General features: G+C 62.8%; 18 protein-coding genes. 14 read left to right on the forward strand and 4 right to left on the reverse strand.

The window, feature by feature from the left end:
• The first annotated feature begins 171 nt into the window (after positions 1-171).
• The gene (locus BHD05_RS07125; RefSeq protein ID WP_161885814.1) at positions 172-1542 is read left to right on the forward strand and encodes an NAD-dependent succinate-semialdehyde dehydrogenase; all 1371 of its coding nucleotides are present in this window, start codon (positions 172-174) and stop codon (positions 1540-1542) included.
• 233 nt (positions 1543-1775) lie between these two features.
• Here BHD05_RS07125 and BHD05_RS07130 read toward each other — a convergent pair whose 3' ends face one another.
• Positions 1776-3278, reverse strand: a complete 1503-nt coding sequence (locus tag BHD05_RS07130; RefSeq protein ID WP_161885815.1) for an APC family permease — start codon at positions 3276-3278, stop codon at positions 1776-1778.
• Between the two features lie 223 nt (positions 3279-3501).
• Between BHD05_RS07130 and BHD05_RS07135 the strand changes: the two genes are divergently transcribed.
• From BHD05_RS07135 to BHD05_RS07160, 6 genes are read left to right on the forward strand one after another with little or no spacing between them, the layout of a single operon-like run.
• A complete protein-coding gene (locus tag BHD05_RS07135; RefSeq protein ID WP_161885816.1) occupies positions 3502-4698 on the forward strand; it encodes a cytochrome P450 in 1197 nt (398 codons plus the stop codon).
• A gap of 45 nt (positions 4699-4743) precedes the next feature.
• On the forward strand, positions 4744-4938 hold the full coding sequence (locus BHD05_RS07140) for a ferredoxin (protein ID WP_161885817.1): 195 nt from the start codon (positions 4744-4746) through the stop codon (positions 4936-4938).
• Positions 4939-4951: 13 nt separating this feature from the next.
• Entirely contained in the window at positions 4952-6199 is a 1248-nt protein-coding gene (locus tag BHD05_RS07145) for an NAD(P)/FAD-dependent oxidoreductase (protein ID WP_161885818.1), read from the forward strand.
• Positions 6196-7608: a glutamine synthetase family protein gene (locus BHD05_RS07150; protein ID WP_161885819.1), complete on the forward strand. Its 1413-nt coding sequence runs from the start codon at positions 6196-6198 to the stop codon at positions 7606-7608. The genes BHD05_RS07145 and BHD05_RS07150 overlap by 4 nt, the downstream gene beginning before the upstream one ends.
• Positions 7605-8315 carry an ABC transporter substrate-binding protein gene (locus BHD05_RS07155; protein ID WP_161885820.1) on the forward strand — a complete coding sequence of 237 codons (711 nt, stop codon included), beginning with the start codon at positions 7605-7607 and terminating at the stop codon, positions 8313-8315. Before BHD05_RS07150 ends, BHD05_RS07155 begins: the two co-directional genes overlap by 4 nt.
• Positions 8308-9132, forward strand: a complete 825-nt coding sequence (locus BHD05_RS07160; RefSeq protein WP_236966734.1) for a gamma-glutamyl-gamma-aminobutyrate hydrolase family protein — start codon at positions 8308-8310, stop codon at positions 9130-9132. Before BHD05_RS07155 ends, BHD05_RS07160 begins: the two co-directional genes overlap by 8 nt.
• Here BHD05_RS07160 and BHD05_RS07165 read toward each other — a convergent pair.
• Both BHD05_RS07165 and BHD05_RS07170 read right to left on the reverse strand, forming a co-directional pair.
• The gene (locus BHD05_RS07165) at positions 9129-9845 is read right to left on the reverse strand and encodes a cache domain-containing protein (protein WP_161885821.1); all 717 of its coding nucleotides are present in this window, start codon (positions 9843-9845) and stop codon (positions 9129-9131) included. The two genes, BHD05_RS07160 and BHD05_RS07165, sit on opposite strands and share 4 nt — an antisense overlap.
• Positions 9842-10603 (reverse strand): FadR/GntR family transcriptional regulator, encoded by a 762-nt coding sequence (locus BHD05_RS07170; protein ID WP_161885822.1) that lies wholly within the window; start codon positions 10601-10603, stop codon positions 9842-9844. Before BHD05_RS07170 ends, BHD05_RS07165 begins: the two co-directional genes overlap by 4 nt.
• Before the next feature lie 115 nt (positions 10604-10718).
• Here BHD05_RS07170 and BHD05_RS07175 point away from each other — a divergent pair, with 115 nt between their 5' ends.
• From BHD05_RS07175 to BHD05_RS07190, 4 genes are all read left to right on the forward strand, one after another.
• Positions 10719-12098, forward strand: coding sequence for an NAD-dependent succinate-semialdehyde dehydrogenase (locus BHD05_RS07175; protein WP_236966698.1), 1380 nt, complete (start codon positions 10719-10721; stop codon positions 12096-12098).
• An 11-nt stretch (positions 12099-12109) separates the two neighbouring features.
• Positions 12110-12976 carry a gamma-glutamyl-gamma-aminobutyrate hydrolase family protein gene (locus tag BHD05_RS07180; RefSeq protein WP_161885824.1) on the forward strand — a complete coding sequence of 289 codons (867 nt, stop codon included), beginning with the start codon at positions 12110-12112 and terminating at the stop codon, positions 12974-12976.
• 192 nt (positions 12977-13168) lie between these two features.
• Positions 13169-13432: a hypothetical protein gene (locus BHD05_RS07185; RefSeq protein WP_161885825.1), complete on the forward strand. Its 264-nt coding sequence runs from the start codon at positions 13169-13171 to the stop codon at positions 13430-13432.
• A gap of 154 nt (positions 13433-13586) precedes the next feature.
• On the forward strand, positions 13587-14792 hold the full coding sequence (locus BHD05_RS07190; RefSeq protein WP_161885826.1) for a CaiB/BaiF CoA transferase family protein: 1206 nt from the start codon (positions 13587-13589) through the stop codon (positions 14790-14792).
• Here BHD05_RS07190 and BHD05_RS07195 read toward each other — a convergent pair.
• Positions 14754-16259, reverse strand: coding sequence for a PucR family transcriptional regulator (locus BHD05_RS07195; protein ID WP_257792101.1), 1506 nt, complete (start codon positions 16257-16259; stop codon positions 14754-14756). The genes BHD05_RS07190 and BHD05_RS07195 overlap by 39 nt on opposite strands.
• Before the next feature lie 148 nt (positions 16260-16407).
• Between BHD05_RS07195 and BHD05_RS07200 the strand changes: the two genes are divergently transcribed.
• The 3 genes from BHD05_RS07200 to BHD05_RS07210 all read left to right on the forward strand — a co-directional run bounded on the left by BHD05_RS07200 (position 16408) and on the right by BHD05_RS07210 (position 20463).
• Entirely contained in the window at positions 16408-17784 is a 1377-nt protein-coding gene (locus tag BHD05_RS07200; protein ID WP_161885828.1) for an aminotransferase class III-fold pyridoxal phosphate-dependent enzyme, read from the forward strand.
• 83 nt (positions 17785-17867) lie between these two features.
• Entirely contained in the window at positions 17868-19292 is a 1425-nt protein-coding gene (locus tag BHD05_RS07205; RefSeq protein WP_236966700.1) for an aldehyde dehydrogenase family protein, read from the forward strand.
• A 10-nt stretch (positions 19293-19302) separates the two neighbouring features.
• A complete protein-coding gene (locus BHD05_RS07210; RefSeq protein ID WP_161885829.1) occupies positions 19303-20463 on the forward strand; it encodes an acyl-CoA dehydrogenase family protein in 1161 nt (386 codons plus the stop codon).
• Positions 20464-20495: the final 32 nt, after the last annotated feature.

Here is a 20495-nt window from a genome sequence, read left to right on the forward strand (position 1 = left end):
CTCGATGCGGTTCGCTGCAGCCAGTTTCTGACGGCTCACGAGATGACTTCACGCAAATGGCTGCCCGAAAGCCGTGACTGCGGCAGACTGTAACGACACGAGCCCGGCCCGGTTTCGGCAGAAATGGGCCAACTCTCGATCGGCGTCAGCGACGAAACCTGTGGAGAAATCATGAACAAATACGCAGTCACGAACCCCGCCACCGGGGCCAGCGGACCGAGCTTTGATCTGGTAACGGATGCTGAGGTGACCGACGCCATCGGGGTCGCAGATCGCGCCCACACCGATTTCTCTCGCCGCACCTCGGTGGCCGAACGTGCAGCCCTCATGCAGCGTGTCGCGGACCTGCACTCCGAGCGCCGGGAGCACCTCGCCGACCTCATCGTGCGCGAGATGGGCAAGCCGCTCGAGCAGGCACTCGGCGAGGTTGACTTCTCAGCCGACATCTACTCGTACTACGCCACCAACGGCGAGGCCTTCCTCGCCGACGAACCGATCGAGCTGCTCGGCGGTGAGGGTTCGGCGTTCATGCGCAACGCCTCGCTGGGCGTGCTCCTCGGCATCATGCCGTGGAACTTCCCGTACTACCAGGTCGCCCGCTTCGCCGGCCCAAACCTGGTGCTCGGCAACACGATCCTGCTCAAGCACGCCTCGCAGTGCCCCGAATCCGCCGCCGCCATCGAGGAGATTTTTGCGGATGCCGGCTTCCCCTCGGGCGCATACCGCAATCTCTATGCGTCGAACGCCCAGATCGCGGACATCATCGCTGACCCTCGTGTGTGTGGCGTATCGCTGACCGGTTCGGAGGGTGCGGGGGCCGCGGTCGCCGAGGTCGCTGGCCGCAACCTCAAGAAGGTCGTGCTCGAACTGGGCGGATCAGACCCGTTCATCCTGCTCAGCACCGACAACCTCGAGGAAGCCGTCGACGCCGCTGTCGCCGCTCGCATCGACAACTCCGGCCAAGCCTGCAACGCAGCCAAGCGATTCATCGTGATCGATGGGCTGTTTGACGCATTCGTTGAACTCTTCACAGAGAAGATCGGCGGCACTATTCCGGCGGACCCCACGTCGCCGGAGACGACGCTGGGCCCGCTGTCGTCGCTCGGTGCGGCAGACACGCTCGAGGAGCAGCTCCAACGCGCCGAGACCCAGGGCGCAACCGTGGCCCTGCGCGGGCGCCGGGACGGCGCCTTCTTCTCCCCGTCGGTGCTCACCGGTGTATCCCCGCAGAGTGATGCCTACCGGGAGGAGTTCTTCGGGCCGGTGGCCGCCATCTACCGTGTGCAGAGCGAGACCGAGGCGGTACAGGTGGCCAACGACATCCCGTATGGGCTGGGTTCCTACCTCTTCACGACGGATGCGGAGCAGGCCCTGCGCGTCGCCGATCTGATCGACGCGGGAATGGTCTTCATCAACGGCTCGCTCCTCGACAGCCCGGAGCTTCCCTTTGGCGGTGTGAAGAGGTCCGGATTCGGCCGCGAGCTGGGTCGCTTCGGCATCGCGGAGTTCGCCAACAAGAAGCTCATTCGCATCCTCAAATGACGCGTGTTGGCGCGCCAACTGTCTACCATGTCGGCGCGCCGCCCTTTACGTCGAAACTCGATGTGTGTCACGGCGACCGCGGAGTCCGAGGTGGTGGGCCTGTATGCCGCTGTCTGTTTCCTCTGGGAGACGGGCGCGACGCGCGACGGTGACCGCCGCGCTCACCTTTAAATTGCCTGAAGGGACCGGACCCAGCGCTAGCTGGGACCGGTCCCTTCAGAAGACCGAGGGGGCTACGAATCAACCCGGGCGTTCGCCCGAATCCGATTCGCGACCTCAATCGCATCGCCCTCGGGAGCATCAGATTTGCGATCAGGACGTGCCGTAATCAGGTAGATGCCGCCAGTCACAACCACAACTCCCAAACCGATCCAGGCAATGTAATCAGAGATGAAGTCGCCTGAATCGCCCGGGACAAGGAGCAGGTACACGGCGATGATGCCGTAGGCAAGCGCGGCTATGTTTACGATCAGACCCGCGCGGCCGAGGTTGAACGGACCGGCGGGCTTCCATCCCTTGAGCCGCTGACGCAGCGCGGCCAGAACCACGGCCTGAAAGGCAACATAAATGCCCAGAACCGCGAACGCCGTAATCTGGAACAGGGATTCTGGCCGCACGTACACGAGCAGACAGAGAAGGATCGGCACGAAACTGGCCACTAAAAGCGCGTTAGCGGGCACTTGCGTGCGCGGTGAAATTTTCGAGAGCCACGTGCTGCCGGGCAACATACCGTCGCGGGCGAACGAGTGCAACAGACGACTGGCTGCCGCCTGGAGGCTCAGGACGCAGGAGATGAAGGCGACGCAGGCAACCACGAGGAAGACCTTCGCGCCGACCACTCCGAGCGATGATTCGAGGATTCCCGGGATCGGATCGGCGTCTTCTCCGCTCACGATGGCGGCGAGGTCTGGAGCCGCGAGAACGTAGCCGACGTAGGACACCAGCGCTGAAACGCCTCCGACGAAGATGGTTAGGTACATGGCCCGCGGAACCCGGCGTGATGGATCGACGACCTCCTCCGCCACGTCGCCGCATGCCTCGAATCCGTAAAACATGAAGAGGCCGACGAGGGCTGCGCCGACAAACGCAGCCAAATAGTTGCCGTCGCCCTTTCCGAACGAGTCCACAAAGACGCTGAAGTCGTTCTTGCGCTGGAAGATGAGGAGGTAGATCCCAAGCCCGACCACTCCCGTCAGCTCGGCGGCGAGACCAATCCGTGCGACGCGGGACATCGTCTTGGTTCCCCCGAGGTTGAGTACAAGCGCGATCAGTAGAAGCGCCACCGCAAACATCAGGGTGGTGCCCGGGCCTACCGTCACGCCGAACAAGCTCGACACGAATCCGCTGCCGTATTCCGCGACCGAGGTGATCGTCACGATCATCGCCCAGATGTAAATCCAGGCGGCCATCCACGCGTATCGCTTCCCCCAGAGCCTGCGGGACCAGGGATACACGCCGCCGGCGATTGGGAACTGCGAGACGACCTCACCCATCACCAAGGCCACGAGAAGTTGGCCGGCCCCGACGATGACGATCCAGAAGACCGACGGCGGCCCCCCAATGCTGAGCGAGAAAGCGAAGAGCGCATACACCGCCACGAGCGGGGAGAGGTAGGTGAACCCGAGCGCGATATTTCCCCACAGGGACATCGAACGCTTATAGGTGCCCTCGTAGCCGAGTACGGCGAGGTGCTCCGCGTCTTCCAGACCACTGGCTTCAGAACTCTTTACGGACATTTTTGCCTTTCAGGAAATCCTCGAGGAAAAGCACGACGCTCGACGATGAGCGGCGCTACACGATGAGCGACACCGTATCGGAATAAATACCCCAGTGCTACATGTTTTAACTGGACGGCCCGAATCTCGCCGACGACGCATAAATGTCGCGCTTGGATGAAAAAGGACCTATGCTCCGGAGTAATCATTCATTGTTGATGTATTTACGGACATTGGGGTCTCCATGGGAACACTCGAAAGCGCACCCTTTTTCGACATCTCGGATCCTGCGTTCGCAATGCACTCGGACGCCGTTCGGTCGGCCCGGGCACAGAGTTGGTTTGCTCGCACCAACTACGGCGTCGCCGTCCTTCGATACAACGAGGTGAGCCGTCTCCTCAAAGACCAACGCCTCAAGCAGGGGAGCGCGCAATGGCCTGAGCACAACGGTGTCCACAGCGGGCTCTTCTACGAGTGGTGGACCAAGAACCTCCTTGTGCTCGAGGGCGAGGACCACCATCGCATACGCCGCCTGCTCAATCCAGCCTTCTCGCCTCGCCACATAGAACCGCTGAATGCCCGATTCACTGCGCTGGCCGAGGAACTCGCCGATGGGTTCATCGAGGCGGGAGAGTGCGAGTTCGTCCGGGACTTCGCCGAGCCCTATGCGACCCGTGTGCTCTGCATCCTGTTGGGCATCCCGGAAAGCGAGTGGCCGACCATCGCCAGACTCGCCTCGACTGTGGGCTTGGCGTTGGGCGTGCACCTCAGGCGGGACTTGGAACAAGTCGAAGGCGCTATCCAAGAGCTCTACCTCTACGCGGAGGCCCTCATCGCCGATCGCCATGCGAACCCCGGCGAGGACTTCATCTCGCGACTCGTGCTGGCTAACCGGGAGGGTGACAGCCTAAGCGACGCCGAGTTGCGCAACGCGATCGTGCTCCTCATCTTCGGCGGCATGGACACCACGCGAAATCAGCTGGGCTTGGCGATGCAATCTTTCATCCACAACTCGGAACAATGGGATCTGCTCGCGGAACGCCCTGATTTGGGACGCAAAGCCGTCGAGGAGGTAATGCGCACGAATCCGACAACCACTTGGGTGACTCGCGAGGCGATCGAAGACTTCACCTACAACGGTCTCGATATCGCCCGCGGCACGACCGTGCACCTCTTCACCCAGGTCTCCGGCACTGACCCGCTGGCGTTTCCCGATCCAGAGATCGATTTGCTTGGCGAACATGCTCCGCACTACGGATTTGGAGGCGGCGTGCACCACTGCCTCGGTCACTTCGTGGCAAGAGCCGACATGGCTGCCGCTCTTCCACTTCTGGCGCGTCGAATGCGCAATGTGAGGGTGGACGGCGCCGACGAATGGATGCCCGACTCCGGCAATACCGGTCCCGTGCGTCTGCCCCTGAGATTCACATCCGCCTCATAGTGCCTCGACGGCACCCTGCTGCACACCATCACCAAGGGAGAACAGATGAAGGTCTACGTTGACCGCAACTTGTGCGACAACCACGGGCAGTGCGCGATTTCTGCGCCCGCCGTGTTTCGCATCAATTCCGAGGGCATCCTCGAGTACGAGGATGATGTCGACGGCTCTCTGCGCAATGACGTCGAGGACGCGATCGACGTGTGCCCGGTTCAGGCCATCTTCATTCGCGACGACGAATAGGCGCGTCGTGATCGTGGTGGCGGGCGGCTCGCTCGGCGGTTTGCGCACCGTCGAACAGTTGCGAGCCCACGGCTACACCGGCTCGATGAGGATCGTGGGCGACGAGAGGCATTTACCTTGCAATCGCCCACCATCGTCCAAGGGCGTGCTTTCCTCGACTGCTTCGCTCAGCGAGACTCTGCCGGAGTCGACGTTTCGCCAGCGCACGTCCACCGCCGACGCGCAGCGGTCGCTAGGAACTAAAACCTTCTGCAGCAACCTCGCCGACCGAGTAGTAGAGCTCGACAAAGGCGAAACCGTGGCGCATCACGGACTCGTCGTGGCGACAGGCTTGTTTGCGCGCCGGCTCGACACGTGCACTCCGGCGGCTGGCCGATTCGTGATCCGCACAATCGATGATTCCCTCGTGCTGCGTGCCCGCTTGCGACCCGGGATACGAGCGGTCATCGTCGGGGCCGGATTCATCGGGTGCGAGATCGCGGCAGCCGCGACGGCCCTCGGCTGCCAAGTGACCATTGTGGAAGGTTCCAGCGGCCCCATGGAGAACTCAATCGGCCGCAAACTCAGCGACACCATGAAGCCGCTGATGGAGGATTACGGCGGGGAGTTCCGGACCGGGCGGGTCGTCGGTCTGCTGACGGCCTTGGACCAGCGTTGTGTTGGCTTCACTCTCGATGATGGCTCGCAACTAGCGGCTGACGTCGTCGTTGAGTCGATCGGATCGCTCCCGAATGTCGAGTGGCTCGACGGCAATAACCTCGACCTCACCGACGGCGGTCTCTGTGACGACAGCATGCGAGTGAGGGGGGCTACTCGTGCCGTAGCGGTCGGCGACATCGCGCGCTTCCCCGACCAGGTCCTGGGTGGCGACGCGCGACGGGTCGAGCACTGGGCAACCGCCGGCGACACCGCCAAAATCGCCGCTGCGACCCTCGTGGCTGATCTGGCAGGACAGGCTTCTCCCGCGGCGGTGACCCCGACACCGAGTTTCTGGACCGAGCTCTGTGAAGTCCGCCTCGTTGGCGTCGGCTCACCGGGTGCGGCCACTTCCGTACGTGAACTCGAGGGGGACCTCGGCCATCCCGCACGCGGTGTGGCCCTGGGGTACTTCCGAGAGGAACTCCTCGCCGCCGTCGTCACGGTGACACTTCCCAGCAACCGGCAACTGCATTACCGAGGGCTCGTCGCCACTGCACGCGAACTTGCTTCCAATCTCCCTGCTTTCCAGCCAAATCCGACCAGGAAAAGAGAAGACCAATGACGATGACGTCAGATAGCACCGTAAGTTCGGCGCTGAGCGACCGGGATGCGTTCGCGCGGCACCGTGAGGCCAACATGGATCGGGAAGTCGTTGCCGATCTCGAGAAGCGCATCGCCGCTTCCGGGGTCGAGTACATCTACTACATGCTCCCGACGATTGGGTCCAAGGTCGTCGCGAAAATGGTCCCGGCACGGCATCTGCGCCGGAACCTCGAAAAGGGCATCGCCCTGCACCGCACCGCGGTTGCTGACCTTCAGTCAGACCGCATGGGCAACCTGATCGGTGGCGGGATCGGGGCCCGAGAGATGGTGGGCCTCCCCGATCCTGAGACTTTTGTTGTGCTGCCCTGGGACCACTCCGTGGCGCGGATGTTCTGTCGTGCCTACGAGCCGCCACACCTTCCAGAGGTGGGTGGTCGCCCGCTCGCCACTGACTCCCGCGGTCTGCTGTCGCGCGCGCACAGCGAATTCACGGCCCGAACCGGCCTCGAGGTGCGATCGGGATGCGAGCCCGAAATGACCTGGGTTGGTCCGGGCCTCGACGTGATCAAAAAAGAGGGAGCGAGCCCGGCCTACCAAGTTGAGAACCTTGAACGGATGCGCCCGATCTACAAGAAACTCGTCCCCTATGCACAGGCGTTCGGCCTCGACATGATCGAGGGCGACTACGAAGATGATGGCCAGCTTGAACTCAACTGGATGTACGACCGCGTCGAGCTCACATCAGATCGTTTGGTGACCTACCGCCAGATCTGTCGTCAAGTCGCCCGCGAAGAAGGCGTGACGGCGAGCTTCATGCCCAAACCGACGGCGGGCCAGATGGGCAACGGGTGCCACCACAACCTCAGCCTCTGGAGAGGGGATGAGAACGTGCTGATCGAGCCTGGCAACCCCGACCTCCATCTCAGCGAAATTGGACGTCACGCTGTCGGTGGAATGCTCACCCACGCCGCCGCATCCACCATCGCCATGGCCCCCACCGTGAATTCTTACAAGCGCTTCTGGGATACCGGCCAATTCGCGCCGAGCATTGCCACTTGGGGTCTCGACAGCCGTGCGAGCATGATCCGTATCTCGTCCATCGGCCGGATGGAGTACCGGCTGCCCGACGCGAGCGTAAACCCGTATCTGTCTCACGCGCTACTTATCTCCGCGATGGAAGACGGCATCAACCGACAAATCAACCCTGGAGCACCCATTGGGGAGTCCGGGGCGCTGGCATCGTTCCCCGCGATTCCACTGAACCTCGGCGAGGCCATCGCGACCTTCCGGTCGAGCGATCTGATGTCGTCAGCGATTCCCGCCGACTACTTCGACATCTTCCTGGAGCTCAAGGAAGACGAGTGGGCTCGCTTCTCGGGCGCCGTGACTGACTGGGAGCGCGCGATGTACTGGGAGACCCTCCCGTGACCGGCGTGCTGCGCTTAGCGTGCATCGATTCAGCGGCACCACCGCTCTTCAATCTCAGCGAAGACGGGTTGAACCGAACGGGCTACGAGCCCGAGGTCGCCGCTCTCGTTGCGCTCGAACTGGGCCTGAGGCTTGAGTGGATCTTCACAGCGTGGGACAACATGATCGCTGCGGTGCACACCGGCGCTGCCGACGCGGTCTGGTGCGGACAAGGGATAACGGACGAGCGGATGCGGCAGGTCGATTTCACTCGGCCCTATGCCATATTCAACGAGACAGTGCTCGTGCGAGCGGGAGATCCCGCCCGAGCCCCAGAAGATATGGTCGGCTATCGGGTGGGAGCCATCGCCAACAGCACGAACATGGCGCTCGCACTTACCATCCCGGGCATCATCCCGGTCGAATTCGGTGCGACCACGGATGTCTTCGGAGACATGATCGAATCGCTGCGCTCTGGCGAGGTCGACGCGTTCATCGACGACGACGTCGTGACGGTGGTTCTGGGAGCCGAGCCTGATTTCGACGTCGCATTCACCGCTAGGACCGGTAATCGATGGGGCGTTGGTCTGGCTAAGTCCAATCCGTCATTGCGGGAAGATATCGACCGAGTGCTCGATATCCTCATCACCGACGGCCGGCTCCTCGCTGTGTGGCAGAAGTGGATGCCCGACCTGCCCTTTCCGCTGGATCCCCGTGAAAATGGATAGCTCGGGCCGGAAGGTGCTGCCGAGCGATGTGATGCCCGACGGATTGCGGAAGCTTCCCGAGGGCGCTCCCACCGTCGCCGTCGTTGTGTCGCTGAACTTCCCCGCGATGACTGAGGAGGTCAACGAACTAGTCATTCGATTCACGAAGACCGCCCTTGAGTCCTTGACCGATGCGGGGGCGCGCGTCGTGCTGGTCGACAGCAGCACTTCGCCACTGCCGCCCGTTCAGCTGGTTCACGGGGCCGACGGTGTTCTCTTCCTCGGCGGCGGCGATGTGGACCCGACGTTGTACGGAGTCCTCGGTCCGGTGCCGAATCTCTACGGCGTGGACCAGGCTGCTGACCTCTACTGCCTTGATCTCATCAGAACAGCCGTCGCATCAGATGCCCCACTGTTGGCGATCTGTCGCGGTTCGCAGTTGTTGAACCTCGCGCTGGGCGGGACCCTGATCCCGGATTTGACCGTCTGGGACCTGCATCGCGGCGGGCTCGACGAGCCGATGTTCCTCGACGAAGACGTCACCATCACACCAGGCACTCGTTTACACGAAATCCTTCAACGTGATCGGGTGACTGTGAGGTCGGGGCATCATCAGGCCGCGGGGATCATTGCACCAACGTTGAAGGTCGCGGCGATGGCCGACGACGGTATCGTCGAAGCGACAGAGCACGTCGACGCTTCGTGGGTCGTCGGGGTTCAGTGGCACCCGGAAGACACGCGAGGCAACGGGGATGATCGCCTGAGGCTCGTCCGTGCCTTTGTCGATCACATCGTCGTGAGCCGCGATGCGCGGTCACAAACAATTGCTCAATTTTAGCTCGCGTGCTCCGCATAGACGACACTGAGCCCGAGCGAAGGGGACTCTACGGGCAGGAAGCCGCCGCGGTGCGGCTCGCTGCGCACGCGGTTCCCGACGAGGAATCTGCCCGAATTGCCGAGCACAACGCGATTGTCGGCGTTGATCAGTGCGGCGTCCCCAGGAATACGTCTCAGCATGGGAACTATGACCGCTTCGATGTCGCGCACCTCGGCATCGCACCCGACCATCCCGATGGTGTCCTGACCGAGTTCGAGCGCAGCTGTAAGCGTCATGATGTATTGATCGAGCCCGCCGAAGTCGACGTGGGGACCGGTGATCGCTCTCGCTCCGGTCCGCACCGCGTTGTCGAACCAGGTCAGGTTCTGGAAGTCGTAGAACGACCCTGCCTCTGGAGCCAGGTTGAAGATGACTTTCCCATCAGCGCCCCCGTCATCGTTGCGCCACCACTCGATCGTGCCTCGATCGTCGTCGATAGTGCCGGGCGCAAGAATCACACCGGCTGCTTCGACGAACGGGTGCTTCGCCAGAAAACCGCGCGTGATCGATTTCACGAGTTTCAGGTCCGCCTCCACGAAGCGTTCGCGGGAGCCCTTCGCCTCGATCATCATCGTACTAATTCGCGAGGAGAGTGCGTCGAGCTCGCTGAAGAGGTCGTCGAACCATGATGCGATCTGTGCGGCTGCCTCGCCCGCTGCGGTCTCGATGCTCATGCCAATTCCGGTGTCTCAATCGGGTAGGTCAAAGCCAATTTGGCTTCTATCATTCGGTAGACATTTCGATGGACGTGCTGAAGAACGAGCCTCTCGGCCTGCTCCTCGTCGTCGTCCCGGAGCGCCTCGGCAATGGCCACGTGCTCGGCTGCCACGCGCTCTCGGTCCTCGGTGACCGAGTGTGCCGACCAGAGCAGCTCAACCGTTTCGCTCTGAAGCCGGATCTCACTTCGCATCAGGCGTTCGGACTGCGCGAGCACCGCCAACTCAATATGGAACCGGCTGTCAGTGCGACTGCAAGCCGACAAGTCCTCTGCGGTCGCGATAGCTCCTGCCAACATCGTCAGCCGGGGCAGATCACTGGGCAACCCTCGCTCGTGCGCCAGGCGAACGGTCGCGACCGAGACCGCTGCGAGTTCGTCGCCGAGATCACGCAGTTCCGTCATCGAAAGGGACTTGAGTCGATCATGCAGCGTTGGGGTGTCGAACGCCGGAACTCCGACGACGATGGTTCCCCCGCTTCGACCCCGGCGGGTCTCGATGATCCCGTCGTCTCGCAGCGCCTGAAGTGCATCGCGAACAGTCGCGCCAGCCGCGCCGAACATGTCCATGAGCTGGCTTTCGACGGGCAGTTTCTCGCCCTGGCGGATGAGGCCGAGGGAGATCGCCGTGGTCAGACGCTCTGCGATGGCGTCCGCACGCAACACGTCGGGAAGCGGGCGGAATACATGCGCCCTGATCCCGTCGAGCTTCGTCATCGCGCGGCACCTTCCATGGGAATCAACTTCAGCAACGACGAACCGTCGTCACGCGTCACGTTACCGGCAAATTAACCGTTCTCGCCGTCCACCGATCATGAATGAGGAGCAACAGTTGCCCTATAAGACTACGAACCCGACGACCGGACTTGTGGAACGGGAATTTCTCAGTTTGACGCCCGAGGAGATCAAAGCGTCCATCGCCCGGGCCGACGACGCCTTCACTAGTTGGAGCGCCGCGACAATAGTGGAGAGGTCCGCGGTGCTGCTGCGCGCCGCCAGTATTTACCGCTCTCGCGAAGAGGAGCTCGCCCGCATTATCGCCACCGAGATGGGCAAGCCAATTCGTCAGGGGAGGGGCGAGGTGTCGTTTGTCGCCGACATCTACGAGTACTACGCGACGAAGGGCCCTGCCTTCCTCTCTGATGAAGACATGAGGCCGGCCAGAGGGGGAGAAGCCGTCGTCAGCTCGGCGCCGCTCGGCGTTCTTCTCGGTGTGATGCCCTGGAACTACCCGTACTATCAGGTCGCTCGATTCGCCGCGCCCAACCTGCTTCTGGGGAACACCATCCTGCTCAAGCACGCGAGCAACTGCCCGCAGTCGGCCTTAGTTCAGGAGGAGATTTTCCGCGAAGCTGGGCTCCCCGATGGGGCATACATAAATATGTTCGCGGAGAGTGCAGATGTGGAAAGCATTATTGCCGACCCTCGCATTCGGGGCGTCTCGCTAACTGGAAGCGAGCGGGCGGGGGTCGCCGTCGCCCAAGCGGCCGGCCGCGCGCTCGTTAAATGCGTTTTGGAGCTGGGCGGAAGTGATCCGTTCATCGTTCTGGATGTCGACGACCTCGATGCGACGATTGATGCGGCTGTCTCGGGGCGGATGAGCAATGCGGGGCAGGCCTGTACCGCAGCCAAGAGATTTATCGTCATCGAGGCCCACTACGACGCGTTCGTTGCCGGGTTCGGCGAGCGTCTCGCTCGAATGACCCCAGGAGATCCGCTGGACATGGCAACAGGGTTCGGGCCGCTCGCCTCTCTCGCTGGGGTCACCGACTTGCTGGAGGTAGTGCGCGATGCCACTGACAAGGGTGCACGCCTGCATACCGGCGGGCATCGCATCGGGGAGCAGGGTTCCTTTATGGCCGCGACCCTATTGACCGACGTCACCCCAGAAATGCGTGCATTCGATGAGGAGCTTTTTGGCCCGGTGGCGGTCGTCTTCAAGGTCAGCTCCGTCCGGAAGGCGATTGAAGCCGCAAATGGTTCGCCGTTCGGCCTTGGATCGGCCGTGTTCGCGTCAGACCTCTCGGTCGCACACACGGTCGCGCGGGCCCTCGATGTGGGCATGGTATTCATCAACGAGAATACAGATTCGCACGTCGACCTGCCGTTCGGAGGAACGAAGCGCTCGGGTCTTGGGCGCGAACTCGGTCGGTTCGGACTCGACGAGTTCGTCAATAAGAAGCTCATCCGAACGCCGGCGCCGCGGGACTGAGGATCACGTTCATGACAATCACCCCGCTCATTGGCCTCGTCGCAGATCGCAAGGTCGTCACGGTCGGACAGTGGATCGATGTGCCCAACGATGCCATTCCCCACTCCTACGTCGCGGCGATCCAACAGTCCGGCGGATCCCCGTTGCTCATCCCGAGCGTCGCTGTGAACCTCGCGAACGTCGAGCGCATCGTCGACGCGATCGATGGGCTCTTTCTGCCCGGCGGCTCAGATCTGGATTCCGATCTCTACGGCGAGGAGTGCCATAACGAGAACGATCAACCGCTCCGCGAGAGGGATGACCTTGAGCTAGCTCTCGTCCGGCGTGCGGTTGAGCGGGGGGTCCCAGTCTATGGTGTGTGCCGCGGGATGCAGCTGATCAATGTCGCGCTGGGCGGCACACTTGAGCAGCACCTCGGCGACCGGCTCGACATGACCCCGCACCGTGATGAGATTGGCACGTACACGGCCCACGAGGTGATCCCGGTGGCTGGCAGCGGCCTTGCAGGTATTGTGGGCACCGCCACATTCGCCATCGCGTCGCACCATCATCAAGCCGTGGCTGAGCTCGGGCAGGGCCTCGTCGCATGTGCCTGGGCACCCGACGGTGTCGTCGAGGCGATCGAGGCGATCGAGGCGACTGGCGACCGGTTTCTGCTCGGAGTGCAGTGGCATCCCGAGCAGAAGCTCCCAGGTGCAGGACTCGAGCTATTCCGCGCTTTCGTTCAGGCAGCCGCGACGGGCAGTCTCGGCTACCGGGTTGGACTCGCAGAGGGCACGAATACCGATGACATGGTTGTCAAGGATGTTGGACTCCGCGTCGTCGATGCGCCAACAAGCGAGCGGTGCATGGAAAAACATTCAGCTATGTCGTCGTGACCGCCGCAGCCGTGCTTGAGAATCTCCACAAGACCTTCGACCACGACTAGGAGGAGTTCCCGTCATCCCGGGCACGGCCTCAAACAGCGCACTATCGCACCCCTCTTTCTGCGCGCAAGACGAGTTTTCGCCGTCGAGCACAGCCCTCGACCCGTTCCGTGGCGCACCCCACAGCCTGTTCATCGACGGCGCATGGGCAGACGCGAAGGGGGCACCTTCGAAGTGAGCGACCTGTCCGCCGGCGGGCTGCTCACCCGGGTCGCCGATGCGACCCCGGCTGATGGCGTGCGCGCGCTCGACGCAGAGGTCGAAGCCGCCGCGTGCTTGGCGGCCGCCGCACCACGGGTGCGCGGCGAGATCCTGCCAGGCGCCTTCGGCCTCGTGCAGGAGCGCGAGGAGGAGTTCGCGACGTTGGATGACCCGGGAGGCGGTGCGCATCACCGGGCGCGCCGGTGATCGCCGACCCGCGAACTCGCGAGTTGAGCTTCACGGGCTCGACTTGGCTTGTGGGATTAGCCGCTCGGGCTAACGGCGGGTCATTACATCCAATGACCACAGGCGGCAGGGGGCATACTTTCGTTGGCGACGATCGCCTATGAACGGAGCGCCCATGACGAAGAGTTCTGCCGACGTGCCCTCGAAGTTGCCGCTGGAAGGGCTATTGGTGGCTGACTTCTCACGGGTGCTGGCCGGGCCTCTGGCGACTATGACGCTGGCCGATCTCGGGGCACGGGTCATCAAGGTTGAACGGCCCGGCAGCGGGGACGACACTCGTCAGTGGGGGCCGCCTTTCTCGGAAACCGGGTCGACCTACTTCGAGAGCGTCAACCGTAACAAGGAGTCCATCTGTCTCGATCTGAGCGATGAGGCCGACCGTCGGGTTGCGGTTGAGCTCGCATTGCGGGCAGACATCGTCGTCGAGAACTTCAGACCTGGGGGAATGGAGAAGGTCGGGCTCGGTTACGAACGCCTTAGTCGAGATAATCCTCGACTTATCTATGCCTCGATCTCTGGTTTTGGCAGCGCTGGCGGAGCCGACCTGCCGGGTTATGACTTCATGGTCCAGGCGCTTGGCGGCCTGATGAGTATCACCGGCGACTCCGCGGGCTCGCCGACAAAGGTCGGTGTTGCCCTCGTTGATATTATTACGGCGAAGGATGCCACGATCGGCATTCTCGCCGCGTTGAACACCCGAAACGCAACCGGGATCGGGGTTCGGCTTGAGGTCAACCTTCTGTCCAGTCTCCAGGGCGCGCTTGCCAATCAGGGGCAGGCCTACCTGGGCGCGGGTGTCATGCCGCAGAGGATGGGCAATGCGCATCCCTCGATCGCCCCCTACGAGTTACTGAACTGCGCGGATGGACCTCTCGCGGTGGCCTGCGGAAACGACAGTCAGTTCAAGTCGATTCTCGGCGTGCTCTCGCTCGACGACTTCATTTCCGATGCAAGGTTCACGACCAACCGTGCACGTGTGATCAACCGTGAGCAACTCGTTGCGATGCTTGAGTCCCGACTGGTCACGGGAACGGCCTCGGCATGGCAGGACGCCTTCACCTCCGTTGGCGTCCCAGCCGGCCAGGTCGGGACGATCGCGGACGGGATCGAACTTGCTGAATCCCTCGGGCTCGCACCCACTATCTCGGTGCAGGATGCGACGGGCATGGCCGTGGGAACACAGATTCGCAATCCCATCACCTGGTCGCCCCCGCTTGTGCCGCGAACCGCCGCGCCTCCCGCGCTCGATGAACACGGTGACGCCGTGCGAGGGTGGCTGGAATCATTCAGTACCCCCGTCGCTCGCGCTGCGGAGTGCTAGCCAGAGGTTTGCGGACACGTCCGGGTCGTCGAGATCGGCGTCAATGAGTCTCGTCGCAATGCCGATGCGGTGCCGCAGCGAATTGCGATGGAGCTCCAGCTCCCTGGCGGCGACCTCCCACTGGCCCTGATGTCGAATGTAGCTCTTGACAGTTCCCACGAGATCGGCGCGATGGTATGCCGCGAGCTGGGCGACCCACTCGACCGCTCGCGGATCCAGCAGACTCCGGCCCGACGCGATGTGCCCCATGGGGGCCAGCGCGCAGGATCGGCGCACGTCGCCGACCCTTCCCGACAGCTGGCTGAGTGGCATAGGACGGCTGAGCGCTGCCGCGAATTGCGATGGGCGCCCGGCCCGATGCGACGCTGGCGTCTTCACCGCACTTTCAACTATCTCGGCACCGGCTGAGTTCGTCAGGGGCTCCAGGATCAGGTAACAGATGCCGTCGTCCATCGCACGAAGGCGCGACCGGCGGATGCTTTCGCCCAACCCCGAGCCAGGCTCGTCTGTCACCATGTCCGATACTCGATCGGCAAGTTCTGAGGTTGAGAGCGCCTCGAGGTTGTCTCCTCTGATCGCCAGAAGCTGAACCCGTTCGGCAAGTGGGGAACCGATGAGATCCCAGGCTACAAACCGAGCTGCATCAACGAATCCGTTCACGGCGAGAGTCGTTGTTGTACTGCTCAGGATCGAGTTTGCTCGGGTGAGTTGCCATTCTCGTTGGGCTGCTACGGCCAGGAGCATGCAGCCCGTCAGCATTAGCTGCCGGTCGGCCTTGCGCAGGCGACGACCAGCGCAAACGGCCAGAAAGCCGGCGGTTCGCCGGTCAGCGATTATGGAGTACTCGATGACATCCATGCCGTGCAGGGGGAACGTCGCCGCCGAGTGAGTGCCAGCTAGGCCAAGGCGTGCCGTCTCCTTGCGCAATTGCGGCAGAATGCGGCGCTCGACCGGCGGCCAGTAGGTTTCGGCTGAACCATCGGCAGGAAGGTAGACGGCCCAACCGCCCACAGCGTTGGCCAGAGCCTTGATTACGGCGGCGACGGCCTGGGGCCGGGTAGCGGCCTGTGTGAGCGAAGTCTGAAGGTTCAGGCTGGCCGCGAGGTCGGCCTGTTCAGTCTTGCCCACCAGATCCCAATAGGCCCGGGAGACGTGCATGAACGGGATACCCACTGGAACGACGAGTAGCGCCAGCCCAGCGTTGGCACACGCGGCTTCAAGGTCGGCGGGAACATCGTCGGTACCGGCACCGAGACCGAGTCCGAGGGCCACGACGCCTCGACTGGCCAGGCGCGACACGTACTCGCGCACGCTTTCACGGTCACCGACCAGAGGGATGCCCGTCGTCAGCAACAGCTCCCCTCCCTCCAAGTACGGGGTCGGGTCATCCAGCTCTGAAATGTGCACCCCGGTGAGGTCGACTCTGGCGACAGGTCCTCCGTCAGCGGAGCGGAGCGCGTTGCCCATCTTGTCGCAGAGCTGTATCAGGCTGATCACGATGAATCGTCCGTTCTCCAGCGGGGCTGACAGTCATTGGCTATTCTAACCAAAGGGAAGGCTGAGCGTGGGTAAAACATCTGATGCCTCAGAGTGGGCTGGTTGCTAACTTGAGCCCATGACACTGGCATCCGTCCCTCAATCTCGCCTACTCGCAACGGCAATTCCGGGCCCTCGGTCTGTTGCCCTACATGCCGAACGGCTGAAGCACGTCACGAGCGGATTCGGCACCGCCCTGCCGGTGTTCATCGACCGGGCCGAGGGCGCGATCCTTCAGGATGTCGACGGTAACCGCATCGTTGATTTCGCCTCGGGGATCGCGGTGACGAGCGTGGGTGCGAGTAACCCTCTAGTGCAGGAGCACGTGGCTGACCAGTTGTCCAGATTCACCCACACCTGCTTCATGGTCACCGAATACGACTCCTTCACCGCTGTCTGCCGGTGGCTCAATGAGCACACCCCAGGTAGTTTTGAGAAGCGCACTGCGCTGTTCTCCACGGGTGCAGAAGCCATCGAGAACGCCATCAAAATCGCGCGGTCGGCTACCGGGCGCGAAAAGGTTCTGGTCTTCGACGACGCCTATCATGGCCGCTCGCTGCTGACGATGGCAATGACCGCGAAGGAGAACCCCTACAAGCTCAACTTCGGACCGTTCCCAGCAGAGGTGCATCGGGCGCCTTTCGCAGCCCCCCTTCGTTGGCCGACCGGGGCACAGAACGCCACCGCTGAGGCACTGGCTGCGGTCGAACTTATTCTGGCTACTGAGGGGCCAGAGACCTTCGCAGCCATGGTGATCGAGCCGATCCAAGGAGAAGGAGGCTTCATCGTTCCAGCGCCCGGCTTCCTCCCGGGGCTCCGCGACATCGCAACGAGACACGGCATCGTATTCGTACTTGATGAAGTCCAAGCCGGCATGGGACGCACCGGTACGCTATTCGCGAGTAACAGTGAGCACGTTGTCGGTGACCTTACTGTTACCGCGAAAGCACTCGCGGGTGGTCTGCCCTTGAGTGCGGTTACAGGTCGCGTGGAACTGATGAACGCGGTGCATGCCGGTGGTCTCGGCGGTACCTACGCCGGAAACCCGCTTGCGTGTGCTGCGGCCCTCGGGGTTTTCGAGGCGTTTGCGGATGGCAAGCTGATCGAGAATGCACGCAAGATCGAAGTTGCCGCTCGCATGATTCTCGAACCGCTTCTCTCGGGAACGAGTGTTGTGGCAGATGTTCGAGGTCGGGGCGCGATGCTGGCGGTGGAGTTCGCCGATCGGGGGACACTGGCGCCCCGGGCCGACATCGCCAAGGAGATTGCTGCGCGTTGTCACGCTCAGGGACTCTTGGTGCTGGTCTGCGGAACCTACTCAAATGTGATTCGCCTGCTCCCGCCGCTGGTGATCGACGAATCGCTTTTGAACGACGGCCTTACCGTTCTTCGCGATGCGATTCAGCACGTGAACGCTGGCCAACTCGCTGCTTCTCCGGAGACCGTGCCCGCGTGAGCGCAACCGTGAGCCCTATCGATGTCAGCTACGATCCCCGCACCGGCGAACGGCAGGGAGGCGTCGCGCACACTACATCGGCCATGGTTGAGGCGATATTGAACCGTGCCACCACCGCGGCTTATGAGCTGGCAGCGACAGCGCCGAAGGTTCGGAAAATTTGGTTGACTGCCACGTCGGACGCTCTGCTGGCGCATGAGGAGGAGCTCGCTCAGCTCGGCAACGAGGAGACCGGGCTCGGATTGCCTCGGCTTCGAAGCGAGATCGCGGGCTCTGCCCGAAGCATCCTGTTCTATGCCAGCGTCGCAGTCGAGGGCAGCTACCTCGGCGCCAGTACCGACCTCATCAACGAGAGCATCGCTTTGTCTCGCTGGAACATCCCCGTCGGCCCTATCGCCGTGTTCGGGGCGAGCAACTTCCCCTTCGGATTCGGCGTCTTCGGCCACGATGTCGCTTCCGCGCTCGCTGCGGGATGCCCGGTAATCGCGAAGGCCCATCCCGCGCACCCTCGGCTCAGCGCGAGATTATCCGTAATCGCTCGGTCTGCGCTACTCGCGGCGGGCGCTCCCGAGGGAACATACGATCTTGTCACCGGATTCGATGCAGGCCTGCACCTGGTCGATTCCCCAGCCATCGCCACGGTCGCATTCACCGGGAGCCAGCGCGGCGGCATGGCGCTGCTCGCGCGGGCCGCACCCAGGGGAGTGCCCGTCTTCGCCGAGATGGGCACCGTGAACCCCGCGTTCGTCACGGCGGCCGCCGCGGCCGCCGATACCGCGGCCATTGCTGCCGGCTTCGTCGCATCATTCACCCTCGGGGCGGGCCAGTTCTGCACCAAGCCCGGCCTGATCTTCGCACCCGCCGGCGCGGGCATGTTCGACGCGGTGGCAGCCCGCGTCGCCGAAGTTCCGCCCGCACCCCTGCTGACAGCAGGAATCGCTGCGAGCTTTGCGACAGGTATAGCCGAGCTCGCGGTTGCTGCCGAGTCGACGTCTCGTTCCACCATTCCAGTTGGTGACGGCTACTTCGTCGCCGCGCAGGTCTTTCGCGTCGCCTTGGCCGATCTCAGGCCCGGGTCGCGGCTCCTCGAGGAATGCTTCGGCCCCGTCGCCCTGGTCTGCGAATACATCGACGCTGCTGCGGCTCTTTCTACGCTCGTCCGTCTGCAAGGCTCCCTGGCGGCCTCCGTCTTCACCGGCGGACCGACAGACCCCGAAACCCGCGCTGTCGTCGAACGGCTGCTGCCGAACGTCGGCCGTGTAGCGCTGAACGCGTGGCCGACCGGTGTAATCAACACGTGGTCCCAACAGCATGGCGGCCCCTGGCCCGCGACTAGCCGACTCGACGCCACTAGCGTCGGCGCCGGCGCGCTTGCCCGGTTTGTTCGCCCCGTCTCGCTGCAGAATGCGGCCCCGGAAACCCTCCCGGTATTCCTCTCGGCTGACAACCCGTGGCAGATTCCTCGTCGAATAGACGGCGCACTCATCCCTCCCGCTCACCAATTTTGAAGGACATCTCATGACCGATGCCGTTGACCTCATCGACGTCGATTTCCTCCTGACCAGCGAGGAGATCGCGCTTCGCGACCGGGTGCGGTCGTTCGTCACCACCGCGATCAGGCCCAATATCGCTGACTGGTATGACAAGGCCATGTTCCCCACTCAGATCATCCCCGAGATGGCGAAGCTTGGCCTGCTTGGTATGCACCTGAACGGGTACGGCTGCCCGGGCAGGAGCGCTGTCGACTACGGCCTCGCCGCTCTGGAATTGGAGGCAGGAGATAGCGGCCTCCGTACTTTCGTGAGCGTGCAGGGGTCGCTGGCGATGAGTGCGATCCATAAGCACGGATCGGAGGAACAGAAGAATGAATGGCTGCCAGGCATGGCCGATGGGACCACAATCGGCTGCTTCGGACTGACCGAGCCCGACTCCGGCTCCGATCCGGCGAGCATGAAAACGTTCGCACGGAGAGATGGCGACGATTGGGTGATCACGGGCCACAAGCGCTGGATCGGCCTCGGTTCGATCGCCCACGTTGCGATAATTTGGGCACAGACCAGCGATGGTGTCCGAGGGTTCATCGTGCCCACAGACACGCCCGGGTTCGAAGCTAAGGTCATCGGGCAGAAGCTGTCGATGCGGGCGTCTATCCAGACGGAACTGATGCTTACCGATGTACGCGTGTCTGGCAGGGCGCTCCTGCCGAACGTGAAGGGACTCCGGGGTCCGTTCGAGTGCCTGAACGAGGCCCGCTACGGCATCATCTGGGGTGTCATGGGTGCCGCGCGCGATAGCTATCAGGCCGCGCTCGAATACTCTCAGACGAGGATGCCGTTCGATCGACCTCTCGCGGGCTTTCAACTCACCCAGCAGAAGTTGGTCGATATGGCGGTTGAGCTAAACAAGGGCACCCTACTCGCCCTGCACCTCGGTCGCTTGAAGGACGCAGGTAGGCTGGCGCCACACCAGATCTCCCTTGGAAAGCTCTCCAACACGCGGGAGGCGATCACGATCGCCCGTGAGGCCCGCACGATCCTCGGCGGCAACGGAGTTACCCTCGACTACTCGCCGCTGCGCCACGCGAACAATCTTGAGAGTGTCCGCACGTACGAAGGAACAGACGAGGTCCATACGCTCGTCATCGGCAACCACATCACTGGAATCCCGGCGTTTCGCTGAGCACCGACTACCGGTGGTTCTTGCGTCAGCGA

The sequence above is a fragment of the Marisediminicola antarctica genome, assembly GCF_009930795.1.
Classification (GTDB): Bacteria; Actinomycetota; Actinomycetes; order Actinomycetales; family Microbacteriaceae; genus Marisediminicola; species Marisediminicola antarctica.